This window comes from Phenylobacterium sp. (assembly GCF_004799395.1).
GTDB lineage: Bacteria > Pseudomonadota > Alphaproteobacteria > Caulobacterales > Caulobacteraceae > Phenylobacterium.
The window spans coordinates 18534-29516 of sequence record NZ_SSMZ01000016.1; the positions used below are offsets into that span (position 1 = coordinate 18534).

At 67.5% G+C, this 10983-nt stretch carries 13 protein-coding genes and 1 tRNA gene; 7 read left to right on the plus strand and 7 right to left on the minus strand.

The features are described 5' to 3' along the window. Positions 1-263 precede the first annotated feature (263 nt). The 3 genes from E8A12_RS01070 (at position 264) to E8A12_RS01080 (ending at position 1515) form a co-directional block, all read left to right on the plus strand. Positions 264-338: transfer RNA gene (locus tag E8A12_RS01070), tRNA-Gly, on the plus strand. Positions 339-370: 32 nt separating this feature from the next. After that, complete coding sequence (locus tag E8A12_RS01075; RefSeq protein WP_293365905.1) at positions 371-763, plus strand: GFA family protein; 393 nt, start codon at positions 371-373, stop codon at positions 761-763. A gap of 164 nt (positions 764-927) precedes the next feature. Continuing rightward, complete coding sequence (locus E8A12_RS01080) at positions 928-1515, plus strand: PEPxxWA-CTERM sorting domain-containing protein (RefSeq protein ID WP_293365906.1); 588 nt, start codon at positions 928-930, stop codon at positions 1513-1515. A 65-nt stretch (positions 1516-1580) separates the two neighbouring features. Here E8A12_RS01080 and E8A12_RS01085 read toward each other — a convergent pair whose 3' ends face one another. Beyond that, on the minus strand, positions 1581-2075 hold the full coding sequence (locus E8A12_RS01085) for an OsmC family protein (protein ID WP_293365907.1): 495 nt from the start codon (positions 2073-2075) through the stop codon (positions 1581-1583). A gap of 110 nt (positions 2076-2185) precedes the next feature. Here E8A12_RS01085 and E8A12_RS01090 point away from each other — a divergent pair, with 110 nt between their 5' ends. After that, positions 2186-2428, plus strand: coding sequence for a hypothetical protein (locus tag E8A12_RS01090; protein WP_293365908.1), 243 nt, complete (start codon positions 2186-2188; stop codon positions 2426-2428). Here E8A12_RS01090 and E8A12_RS01095 read toward each other — a convergent pair. After that, a complete protein-coding gene (locus tag E8A12_RS01095; protein ID WP_293365909.1) occupies positions 2425-3351 on the minus strand; it encodes a pyridoxal-phosphate dependent enzyme in 927 nt (308 codons plus the stop codon). The two genes, E8A12_RS01090 and E8A12_RS01095, sit on opposite strands and share 4 nt — an antisense overlap. Positions 3352-3526: 175 nt before the next feature. Between E8A12_RS01095 and E8A12_RS01100 the strand changes: the two genes are divergently transcribed. Then, on the plus strand, positions 3527-3991 hold the full coding sequence (locus E8A12_RS01100; RefSeq protein WP_293365910.1) for an NUDIX domain-containing protein: 465 nt from the start codon (positions 3527-3529) through the stop codon (positions 3989-3991). A gap of 121 nt (positions 3992-4112) precedes the next feature. Then, positions 4113-4394, plus strand: a complete 282-nt coding sequence (locus E8A12_RS01105) for a DUF6356 family protein (RefSeq protein WP_293365911.1) — start codon at positions 4113-4115, stop codon at positions 4392-4394. Positions 4395-4436: 42 nt separating this feature from the next. On the opposite strand, the gene E8A12_RS01110 is transcribed toward E8A12_RS01105, so the two are convergent. From E8A12_RS01110 to E8A12_RS01125, 4 genes are all read right to left on the minus strand, one after another. Then, positions 4437-6554, minus strand: coding sequence for a M13-type metalloendopeptidase (locus tag E8A12_RS01110; protein ID WP_293365912.1), 2118 nt, complete (start codon positions 6552-6554; stop codon positions 4437-4439). 125 nt (positions 6555-6679) lie between these two features. After that, entirely contained in the window at positions 6680-7393 is a 714-nt protein-coding gene (locus E8A12_RS01115) for a Crp/Fnr family transcriptional regulator (RefSeq protein ID WP_293365913.1), read from the minus strand. 287 nt (positions 7394-7680) lie between these two features. Beyond that, positions 7681-8175: a pyridoxamine 5'-phosphate oxidase family protein gene (locus tag E8A12_RS01120; RefSeq protein WP_293365914.1), complete on the minus strand. Its 495-nt coding sequence runs from the start codon at positions 8173-8175 to the stop codon at positions 7681-7683. A gap of 239 nt (positions 8176-8414) precedes the next feature. Then, a complete protein-coding gene (locus E8A12_RS01125) occupies positions 8415-8699 on the minus strand; it encodes a hypothetical protein (RefSeq protein ID WP_293365915.1) in 285 nt (94 codons plus the stop codon). A gap of 112 nt (positions 8700-8811) precedes the next feature. On the opposite strand from E8A12_RS01125, the gene E8A12_RS01130 reads away from it, so the two are divergent. Then, positions 8812-9090, plus strand: a complete 279-nt coding sequence (locus tag E8A12_RS01130; RefSeq protein WP_293365916.1) for a hypothetical protein — start codon at positions 8812-8814, stop codon at positions 9088-9090. Positions 9091-9143: 53 nt separating this feature from the next. Here the strand turns inward: E8A12_RS01130 and E8A12_RS01135 are convergent, their stop codons facing one another. Next, entirely contained in the window at positions 9144-10814 is a 1671-nt protein-coding gene (locus E8A12_RS01135; RefSeq protein ID WP_293365917.1) for an amidohydrolase, read from the minus strand. Positions 10815-10983 lie beyond the last annotated feature (169 nt).

Consider the following 10983-nt stretch of genomic DNA (forward strand, 5'->3'; position numbering starts at 1 on the left):
GAAGAAGTGGCGGACATCATGGGCTGGGAACCCAACAAGGTTCGGGCGATCCGAAAGCGATACGTGGATCGCGAACGTATTGCGGAGGGTATCGCGGCCAGAATGGAGCGGTCGGAGACCGGAGCGGCTTGAATGGCCGGTACTGAAACGCTAGGGAGGAACGCCTCCGGAACCAAAGTGTAAAACGGATTGTAAAAACGGCTGAAATCGTTCTCAATTCGTTCTATTTGGTAAAGATCAAGATACTGAAAACACTAGTGAACGCGGCCGTAGTTCAGAGGTAGAACGTCAGCTTCCCAAGCTGAATGTCGGGGGTTCGATTCCCCCCGGCCGCTCCAATTTCCTCTTTCATTTCATGAGGAGGCCCGACATGGACCGAGTCACCGGCGGCTGCCTGTGCGGCGGGGTCCGGATTGTCGCCTCGGGACCCCCGTACCGGGTCGGGCTCTGTCACTGCCTTGACTGCCGCAAGCATCATGGGGCGCTGTTCCATGCCTCCGCGATATTCCCTCAGGATGCGGTGACGATCGAGGGCGAGACAGCCGACTATGCCGGGCGGTTCTTCTGTCCCCGCTGCGGCTCGTCCGTTTTCGCGCGCAGCGCCGACGAGATTGAAGTGAACCTGGGTTCCCTGGACGCCCCTGACCAACTGACGCCGACCTATGAAAGCTGGATCGTCCGCCGCGAGTCCTGGTTGCCGCCATTCCCGCTCACGAGACGCTACCAGCACGATCGTGACCCCACCGGGCGCTTTGAGGCGTAAGTCTCGCAAGCTGGATTTCGGGGTTCATTTCCCCCGGCCTGCCGGCCCGTTTCCCCACACAGGAGAATCCAAAAGCGTAGAACTTTGTTTTCCCATATTGGGTTGGAGTGGCGATCGTCGCCGGGTGTCCGCGTCCTCTTGGGCGCAATCGGGGAAGACCAGATATGAGCCGGAAGACCACCTATCTCGCCGCTATGGCCCTGTTCGCCAGCGCGGCCCTCGCGATCTCGGCGCCCGCGCGCGCCGACACGACCCTGCTGGATCTGGTCGATATGCCGGCCGGCGGCGGCCCCGTGAGCCTCGACTTCGTGGCGGACGACACCACGACCACCCTGTCCGTGGCGGGCTACCAGGTGCCCAGCGAATTTGAGCTCAGTGACAACGACGTGTTCGCGTTCGGCGGCGGCGTAAACCTCCTCGGTCAGAACTGGACCTTCATTGCTGCGCCCGCGGGCTCGCTGGCCGGCCAAGCCAATGACGGCACCGGCGTGAACTCGCTTGAATTCGCCGGTGTCGTGGCCGGGTCCTACGACACCTTCACCCAATCCGTCGCCACGACGGTTGGCCAAACCTATGTCTACAGCTTCAACCTGAGCAACTCGGGCAACAACGCGCCGAGCGGCTTGCGCGTCGTCACCAGCGGCTTGTCCACGACCGCCGTTCCGGAGCCGGCGAGCTGGGCGATGATGCTGCTGGGCTTCGGCGGCCTGGGCGCGGTGCTGCGTCGCCGCCCGCGCGCCGTCCTCGCCTAGGTTCGATCTTAAGTCATTGCGGAAAGCCCCGGCCTGCGCCGGGGCTTTTTCGTACTCGGCGAGCGCTAGGCGCTGGCCGCCTGGCAGTCGCGCATGTGCTCGGGCGGGACAGCCAGCGACGGCTCGGCGGCGATGGACGGCGCGAGGGCCACCTTGACCTCGGAGCCGCGGTCCAGGGTCCGGTGCACCGGACAGTGCTCGGCGATCTCCATCAGCCTCGCCTTCTGGTCCGCGTCCAGCGGGCCTTCGAGGGCGATGGTCAGTTCGAACAGGTCGCGGGCCGCCAATGCGGCGCGGTGGTGCAGGACGCCGACCTGCACCCGCTCCAGCGGCCAGCCCTTGCGTTCCGCATAGAGGCGAAGCGTCATCGAGGTGCAGGCGCCTAGCGCCGCGCTCAACAGGTCATAGGGATTGGGCCCGGAGCCCAGGCCGCCCACCGACATCGGCTCGTCGATCAGGATGGCGCCGGAGGCCGTGCGGGCCTCGACCTGCAGCCGCCCTTGCCCGGTCTCGGCGACGACCACCGCTTCGCCCACGGCGGTCGATGGGGCTTCGGACATGGGTGACCTCCTTCGGCGCCGCGCGCCCTCGTAGAATTGCTTAGGGAACCGCCACGAATGGTTGAGCTCGAAAATGGGGCCTAGCGTTGGTTAACACCAGGGAGGCCTAGATGTCCGACGCGTTCACCCACCCCCAACTCGCACAAGCACTCGTCTCGCGCACCGACGTGCGGCCCGGCGCGCCGCCCTGCTACCTGATCCTGTCCGACACCGGCCAGCCCGACTGGACCGCCGATCCGCAAGCGGCCACCACCTTCGTCTCGATGCGCGAGGCGATGCGCATGGCGATGCGCCTGCCGGCCTCGGTCCGCGCCTACGGCCTGCCGCGCCAGGCGGAAGTCTCGCTTCACTAGACCCCGAACTGGGCTCGCCAGGCGGCCAGCTTCTCCAGGCTGACCACCACCCCGCCGCAAGCGATCACCGCCACGCGCGCGAAGGGCCTCAGCGCCGGATGGTCGTCGTAGGCGAGGCTGAGCGCCGCTCCGCAGGCGGGCTCCACCAGCGCCAGATGGTCGTCGGCGAACCGGGCGCAGGCCCGCACGGCGTCGGCGTCCGACACCACCACCGGAACCACTGGCCGGCTTTGCGACCAGGCGAAGGCGGCGTCCGCCACCCGCCGCGCGCCCAGGCTGGAGGCGATGGTCTCGATGGCGGCGAGGGTGACCTGCTCTCCAGCTGCCATCGACCGCGCAAGGGCCGCCGCGCCGGTGGTCTCCACCGCCACGATCGCCGTATGCTTGAGGCCATGTCGCTGCAGCCCCTCGGCGACCCCGCACATCAGCCCGCCGCCGCCCACCGCCACCACCACCGCGTCCGGAACCGGGCCCTGGGCGACGATCTCGTCGATCAGGCTTGAGTGGCCGGCCCAGAGTTGCGGCTGGTCGAAAGGCGAGACGTAAGCCCCTTCGCCGCGCTCGGCGATGGCGCGGGCCAGGGCGTCGGCCTGGTCCCAGACGTCGCCTTCGACCACGACGCAGGCGCCCAGGGCGGCAATCTTCTCGCGCATGAACGCCGGCGTGGTGGAGGGGACGATGACCGTCACTGGAACGCCCAGCGCCTGGCCGGCGTAGGCCGCGGCATAGCCCGCGTTGCCCCCGGATGAGGAGACCAGCGCGCTCGCGCCCTCGGCTTTCAGGACCTGGCAGAGCCGCCCGACGCCGCGGATCTTGAACGAGCCGGTCGGCTGGTAGGCGTCCATCTTCACCCAGGTCTCGCGCCCGCTGGCCGGCAGGCCGCGATGGGGGACGTAGGGCGTTTCGATATGCAGCTGGTCCAAGGGCGTCCCCGACGGCGGTGGTCAGGGCCTTTTCGCCAGTTCCGTACGCGAAGGCCAGAGCCGGGTTGGCGGTCGGTCGGGCGCGGTGTCAGATGGCGGATCATGTGGCGGCGCCTCTTCATCCTTCTGATCGGGCCGGCAGGGGCCGCGCTCGTCGCGGCGTCGGGCGCCTGAGGTGGCGGGCGAGACCAGCGCCGGCGTCCTGGCCTGGCGGCGCGGCCCGACGGGGCCGGAGTTCCTGCTGGTCCATCCCGGGGGCCCCTACTGGGCCAGGAAAGACCAGGCGGCCTGGTCGATCCCGAAGGGCCTGATCGCGGACGGCGAGGATCCCTGGACCGCCGCCCGGCGCGAGTTCGCCGAGGAGGTCGGCCAGGAGATCGTCGGTGAGCCCGCGGCGCTGAGCCCTTGCCGGACGGCGGGCGGCAAGCTGATCCTGGCTTTCCTGGTGGCGGCAGACCTCGACGTCTCCGCGGTGGTCAGCAACAGCTTCGAGATCGAATGGCCGCCGCGCTCCGGGCGCCGGGCCAGCTTTCCGGAAGTCGACCGCGCCGAATGGTTCAACGCTGAAACGGCCCTGTGGAAGGTCCACAAGGGCCAGAGGCCGATTCTCCTGGAGGCGCATTCATGCCTTAGGAATTAGTTAATACTTGGAATATGTAGAAGTTTGTTCCTGTCATTCTTCGAATTTGGGGATCATAATTCCCCATCGTCATCCGATGAGACTCCAATCCGACAATGATATTCTCCGCCGGCGCTTCATCATGGACCGACGTTCAGACCAGAGGTCTTCCGCCATGTTCCGCGCCTTCACTGAGCATCCCGAAAGCGTCGGCGAAAGCTATCTTGAGCACATGCATTCGGCGTCCTGGTTCGCGCTCACCATGTTCGTGGGCGCCTTCGCCTGCCTGATCCACGCCATCCTGCCCTTCGCCTGCCAGAAGAGCGGCAGCCGCCGGATCAAGCTGCTGCACCAGCGCATGGTCACCAATCGCCACCGCGCGCCCGAGACGCAAGGCTACCTGGGCTTCGCCGAAGGCATCTGACGGCGCGCGCCTCCCTCCCCCAAGGAGGAGGGATGGCTTGGCTCACCAGATCCTGACCCGCTGGTCCGGCGCCACGTAGAGCTTCTCACCCGGCTTCACGTCGAAGGCCGCGTACCAGCCGTCGATGTTGCGGATGGTGCCGTTCACCCGATAGACAGCCGGCGAGTGCGGGTCCGTGGCCAGGCGCTGGCGAAGGGTGTCCTCGCGGATCTTCTCGCGCCACACCTGGGCCCAGCCCAGGAACACCCGCTGGTCGCCGGTCAGGCCGTCAATCACCGGCGCGGGCTTGCCGTGCAGGCTGGCGTGATAGGCGTCCAGCGCCAGGCTCAAGCCGCCCAGGTCTCCGATGTTCTCGCCCATCACCAGACCGCCCTGGACATGCGCGCCGGGGAGGGGCTCGAAGGCCGAGTACTGGGCGCCCAGGCGATCGGTCTGGGTCTTGAACTTGGCCGCGTCTTCGGCGGTCCACCAGTCGGTCAGAAGGCCGTCGCCGTTGGATTTGCGGCCCTGGTCGTCGAAGCCGTGGCTGGTCTCGTGGCCGATCACGCCGCCGATGCCGCCGTAGTTGATCGCCATGTCCCCGTCCGGATCGAAGAACGGCGGCGCCAGGATCGCGGCCGGGAAGACGATCTCGTTGTTGGAGGGGTTGTAGTAGGCGTTGACCGTCTGCGGGGTCATGCCCCACTCGGCCTTGTCCACCGGCCCGTTCAGGCGCGCCACGTCCCTGCGCCACTCGTAGGCGCCGGACCGCAGGACGTTGCCGTAGAGGTCGTCCGGCTTCAGCACCAGTTTGGAATAGTCGCGCCACTTGGCCGGATAACCGATCTTGACGGTGAACTTCGCCAGCTTCTCCAGGGCCTTGGCCTTGGTGGCGTCGCTCATCCATGGGAGCTTCTCGATGCGGGCGTGCAGCGCGGTGTGGATGTCGCCCACCAGGGCGTCCATCTTGGCCTTGGCCGCGGGCGGGAAGTAGCGCGCCACATAGACCCGGCCCACCGACTCGCCGATCACCCCATTGGTGAAGGCCACCGCGCGCTTCCAGCGCGGCTGCTCCTCCGGTTGGCCGGCCAGCTCCTTGTTGCGGAACTGGAAGTGGGCCTCGACGAAGGGCTTCGACAAATAGGCCGCCGCGCCGTCGGTGACGTGGAAGGCCTGCCAGGCCTTCAGGGTGTCGAGCGGGGCGTCGGCATAGATCTTGGCGACCTTGGGGAAGGCGGTGTTGGTGGTCACCACCACGCGCTTGACGCTGGGCAGGCCGGCCTCGGCCAGGTACTTCGCCCAGCCGATGTCAGGGGCAAGCTGGTCCATCTCGGCGGGCGTTGCGGGATTGTAGGTCTTGTCGCGGTCGCGCCGCTGGACGCGGGTCCAGGAGGCCTCGGCCAGCTGGGTCTCGAACTCGACCACCGCCTTGGCGTTCTCGGCGGCCTTGGGCCAGCCGGCCAGCGTCAGCATCTGCTCGACGTAGGCCTGGTACTTGGCCTTCTTCTCGGCGAACGAGGCCTGCAGGTAGTAGTCGCGGTCGGGCAGGCCCAGGCCGCCGTTGGCCGCATGCACGGCGTATTTCTTCGGGCTCTTGGCGTCGATGGTGATGCCCACCGGGAAGACGGTGGTGAAGCCGGTGGAATTGGCCTTGGCCATCAGGGCGGTGAACTGGGCCTTGGTCTTGGCGGCCTTGATCTGCGCCAACTCCGGTTGGATGGGCGAGGCGCCAAGCCTGTCGGCCAGGGCCTCGTTCATGAAGGAGGCGTAGGCCGCGCCGATCTTGGCGGCGTCCTTATCGGCGAGCTTGCCGGCCGCAGCGTCCATGTCGATGGCGTGGGCGCGGTTCTCCGACAGCACCGACAGCTTGTCGAAGTTGCCGAACCGGGTGCGGTCGGCCGGGATCTCGGTGCGCGCCGCCCACTTGCCGTTGGCGTAGTTGAAGAAGTCGTCGCCGGGCTTGATCGAGGTGTCCATGCCCGAGACGTCGAAGCCCCAGGTCCCGTACTTCGGCGTCGCCAGGTCGGCGGCGGGGACCGGCGCCTCGCCCGTGCTCAGCGGGGCCCGCGCCGTCGTCGTCCTGTGCCCCTTTTGCGCCAGCGGGGCGGCCAGCGCCGGGGCCACGCCGAGCGCGGCGACCGCGGCGGCGGCGAGCAGGATGTTTCGGCGAGCGGGGTTCATCGGTGTCTCTCGGATGCGCGGGAGGGGAGGCGGGCAGGTCGGTTCCTGCCGTGCGCCTCAAGAAACGGGGAATTTTGAACCGGCGCAAGTTCCTTTCCCGCCAAGCGGGAAGGGTCAATCCAGCTCTACCCCTCTTCCGGCAGCAGGCGTTCGTAGTTGCGGCGGATGACGCCGTAGCACTCGCAGGCCAGTTGCTCGAGGACGCTGCGGTCGATGATGTCGACGACGCCGCGGCGGTAGCGGATCGCGCCATTGGCCTGAAGGGCGCGGGCGACGGCGGTCACGGTGGTCCGCTGCACCCCCAGCATGTCAGCCAGGAACTCCTGGGTGAGCGCCACCGTGTCGTTAGAAATCCGGTCGTGGCAGGTCAGGAGCCAGCGGCAGAAGCGCGCCTCCACCGAATGCAGCGCGTTGCAGGCCACCGACTGGATGGCGTGGCCGTAGAGCGCCTCTGAGTGACGGTCGACCAGGTCGCGGATGCGCGGGCTCTTCTCCCAGGCTTCGTGCAACTGCGCGGCGCTGATCCGGGCGGCCCGGGTGGGCGTCTGGACGATGGCCCGCGACAAGGACTGGCGCGGACTTACCGCGGCCATCAGGCCGAGGGCGCCCTCGCAGCCGATGGTGGTGCTTTCAATCGCCGCGCCGTTCTCCATCAAGGTCATCAGCGAAATGACGCCGTCGTGGGGGAAGTAGACGACATCGACGCGGTCGCCCGGATCGTAGAGCAGCCGCCCTCGCTCCAGGTCGATCTGCGCCAAATGAGGGGCCAGCAGCCCGTATTCGTCGGGCGCCAACGACGCGAGCAGTTTGTTGTGCACCTGTGGGAGCGGCCTTTGCATCGGGGACTCGAAACGCCGGTCTACGGCTTGGGTTTCAAGTTATCGACGCGAGGCGCCCAGGACTGTCGAGAACTCGACACTTCCCGCAAGAGAATTGGTAAAAGTCAGAAATACTTCAAGGAAACGCCTAAAATCGGAGACTTCGGGCCATTTCCAAATGTCGGAGAGTCGACTTTTAAATAGCTGAACACCTTCGAATACCACCGTAAACGATCATATGCGCGCCGCTACGACGCTGTGTAGGTCGAATCACGATCTGAGCCTGGGCCGCAATCCAGCGGGCGCGGTTAGTGCAGGGTGGCGTGGGCGGGGTCGCTCATCTCCAGCAGCTGCAGCGGCGCCGCGCCCCAGGCGATCTCCCAGGTGAACTTGGTCAGGCCCATGCCGGCGATCCAGACCTCGGCGTCGACGCAGTCCATGCGCAGCAGGGTCAGCTTCGGGTCGTGCAGGCCCTCCGGCAGCCAGGCGGCGACCGCGGCGTTCCAGTAGCGCGCCATCCTGCGCCGGTCCTCGACCAGGCAGAGCGCGCCCCCGATGGAGGCGATCAGGTCGCCGTCCTGGAACACGAAGGCGCAACATCCGCCGTCGCCGACGCTCTGCGCCAAGTCGGTGTCGGTGCGGGCGATGAACCACAGGCGCTTTCGCCGGCGCTCCACGAAGGCCAGCATCGGCTGGGCGTGCAGTCCGGACTTGGTGAGCCCGAGCAGGCCGATCCGCCGAGTCTCGATCGCCTCCCACAGCCGCTGCAGCGTGGCGTCGCCCTGGTGCGTGATCTTGACCATGGAATGTCCCCCCGGAGCCTTCCCTTGCGGTTCGCGGCCTCTATCGGACCGCGCGGCCGCGACCTGCCTACGCGACTTGTCTGTCTGGTGCTCACCGAGGGGCGCCGACCGGGCCCAACCCTCCGGCCCGCAGCCCATCAGCGTTAACGCCGGGACCCTAGTCCCCCTATGGCGATGCTTCAATTGAAGTCGCTCTGCACGCGAGAATTGGCAACGGCCTCACGCTACCGGCGAGCCGCCTAGCCGGTGAGCCACCGTCGCGGATGGCGCCACCCCAGCTCGCGCACCTCGCCCTGGGCCAGGCCGAGGATCTTCATCTTCGCCGGCGCTAGGGCCCGCACGGCCTGCACAGGCTCCTCGCCACCCATCGGGCTTGAGGCCACGCGGCCGGTGCGCTGGGCCCAGTCGACGGCGGTCCATTCGGCCTTGCCCTGGTCTTCATGGCCGACCGCGAAGTAGTGGCGCAGCGGCTTCGGTTCGCCGGCGATCTCCACCAGCACCGCGATCAGCCACCCTCCCGCCATTCTTGCCTCCTTGCTGAGCGCGGATGGCTTAGCGCGCCTTCATGGCGCCGCGCGAGTTGAAAGCGCCTCGAACTGCCCATAGGTTACCGGCTCAAGACGAGGAGCATTCGCCATGGCCGAGACCCCAGAAGATCCCAAGAGCAACGACGGCCCGCGGGCCCGGCCGAACCAAAAAGACAAGGGAACGGTCGTCAACTCAGCCTTTGGCGAGAAGATGGACGGCCATCTCTCCGATATCGCCGACGGGGATGACAGACGCCACACGAAGGCCGCGAAGGTCGATGACGGCAAGGCGCACCCGGGCCAGATCGACAAGGGCAAGGTCGTCAACACGGCTTTCGGCGAAAAGATGAGCGGCGGAATCGCCGACATCACCGACGGCGACGACTAGATCTAACTGAACTTCGAGCCGGCGGGGCCTTTGCGCCCTGCCGCTCTTGAAAGTTAGCGTTTGTCGTAGACGATCTTGCCGTCGACCACGGTCAGCACGGCGTGGCCCTTGGGGATCGCCGCCTCCGGCGCGGTCATCAGGTCCACCGAGAAACCGGACAGGTCGGCGCGCTTGCCGACGCTGATCGTCCCCAAATCCTTTTCCGCGAACCGCGCGTATGCGGCGGACGAGGTGAATAGCTTCAGCGCCTGGGCGCGGCTGAGCTTCTCCTCCGGATGCCAGTCGGCGTTGGAGAAACCGCTCAGGTCCTTGCGCGCCACCGCGGCGTAGAACTCGATCAGCGGCGCCCCGCGCTCAACCGGCGCGTCGGACCCGCCGACCACCACGGCGCCGGACTTTAACAGGCTCTGCCAGGCGTAGGCGCCCTTCAGCCGGTCCTTGCCCAGGCGAGCCGGGGCGAAGTGGAAGTCGCCGATGGCGTGGCTGGGCTGCATGGAGGCGATTACCCCGTCGGCGTGGAAGCGCGGGATGTCGGCGGGCCGCAGGATCTGCGCGTGCTCGATCCGCCAGCGCGCCGCCTTGCCCTTGGCCGGATCAGCCTTGAACGCCTGCTCATAGAGGTCGAGCGCCGTGGCATTGCCGCGGTCGCCGATGGCGTGGGTGGAGACCTGGATGCCCTTGGCCAGCGCCTGGTCCAGGTAGCCGGCCATCACCTTGGGATCGGTGACGAAGGTCCCCTTCAGACCCGGCGCGTCGGAATAGGGCTCGAACAGGGCCGCGCCGCGCGAGCCCAGGGCGCCGTCCATGTAGAGCTTGATGCCGCGCGTGGTGATCCGCCCGTCCGGCGTGGCCCGCGGCCCGCCGGCGAACAGCGGCCCCGCCTCGGCGGCGTCGACCATGTCGTAGACCCGCAAGGTCGCCAGGCCCTGCCGGTCCATCTCCTCCATCAGCGGCACGTCATCCCAGGCGACGCTCATGAAGTGGACGCCTGTCCAGCCGTAGGCGGTCTCCACCCGGAAGCCGGCCTTGAACTGCTCCAGCCGCTGCTCGCGGGTCGGCGCGCCCATCAGCGGCCGGACCAGTCCCATGGCGTTGTCCACCAGCATGCCGGTGGGCTGGCCGTCGGGACCTTTGAGGATCTGGCCGCCGGCGGGCGCGGCGGTGGCGCCGTCGATGTGCGCGGCCTTCAGCGCCGCGGAGTTGACGGTCATGGCGTGGCCGTCGGCTCGCTGCAGGATCACCGGGGTGTCGGGCGCGGCGGCGTCGATGTCGGCCTTGTCGAGGAAGCGGCCCTCGGGCCAGCCGGTCTCGATCCAGCCGCGGCCATAGACCAGGCCTTTGGGATGGTTGGCCTCGATATAGGCCTTCAGCCGTTGGGAGACCTCGGCGGCGGACTTCGAGCCTTCGAGGTTCAGGACCAGCTCCCGTTCGCCGATCTCGCGCAGGTGGGCGTGGCTGTCGGTGAAGCCGGGGAAGAGCGCGGCGCCCTTCAGGTCGATCACCTGGGTCTTGGGTCCGACCATCGCCTGCGCGCCGGCCTTGCCGCCCGCGTAGGCGATCCGCCCATGGCTGACGGCCACCGCCTCGACGTTCGGCGTGGCGTCGACCGCCGTGTAGATCGGGCCGCCCCAGATCACCAGGTCGGCGGGCGAGGCGGCTGCGGAGGCGGCCAGCGGGGCGGCGAGGGCGGCGGTGGCGGCGAGGCGGAGGACGAGTTTGCGCATAAGGCCTAGCTAGTTCCCGTCCATAAACGACAAGCTATTGATAATATTGATTGAATCGACGAATTCGCGAGTGCGAAGCTCGGCGGTGGCGCGTATGCTGTGGTTTCAAACCACTGATTCCAAAGACAAACCCACCACCGCCGGAGCCGACAATGCGTCAGGAACGCAC

Coding starts and splice junctions, on each gene's coding strand:
- E8A12_RS01075 (WP_293365905.1), top strand. CDS start 371: ATGGACCGAGTCACCGGCGGCTGCCTGTGCGGCGGGGTCCGGATTGTC.
- E8A12_RS01080 (WP_293365906.1), top strand. CDS start 928: ATGAGCCGGAAGACCACCTATCTCGCCGCTATGGCCCTGTTCGCCAGC.
- E8A12_RS01085 (WP_293365907.1), bottom strand. CDS start 2,075: ATGTCCGAAGCCCCATCGACCGCCGTGGGCGAAGCGGTGGTCGTCGCC.
- E8A12_RS01090 (WP_293365908.1), top strand. CDS start 2,186: ATGTCCGACGCGTTCACCCACCCCCAACTCGCACAAGCACTCGTCTCG.
- E8A12_RS01105 (WP_293365911.1), top strand. CDS start 4,113: ATGGACCGACGTTCAGACCAGAGGTCTTCCGCCATGTTCCGCGCCTTC.
- E8A12_RS01110 (WP_293365912.1), bottom strand. CDS start 6,554: ATGAACCCCGCTCGCCGAAACATCCTGCTCGCCGCCGCCGCGGTCGCC.
- E8A12_RS01115 (WP_293365913.1), bottom strand. CDS start 7,393: ATGCAAAGGCCGCTCCCACAGGTGCACAACAAACTGCTCGCGTCGTTG.
- E8A12_RS01120 (WP_293365914.1), bottom strand. CDS start 8,175: ATGGTCAAGATCACGCACCAGGGCGACGCCACGCTGCAGCGGCTGTGG.
- E8A12_RS01125 (WP_293365915.1), bottom strand. CDS start 8,699: ATGGCGGGAGGGTGGCTGATCGCGGTGCTGGTGGAGATCGCCGGCGAA.
- E8A12_RS01130 (WP_293365916.1), top strand. CDS start 8,812: ATGGCCGAGACCCCAGAAGATCCCAAGAGCAACGACGGCCCGCGGGCC.
- E8A12_RS01135 (WP_293365917.1), bottom strand. CDS start 10,814: ATGCGCAAACTCGTCCTCCGCCTCGCCGCCACCGCCGCCCTCGCCGCC.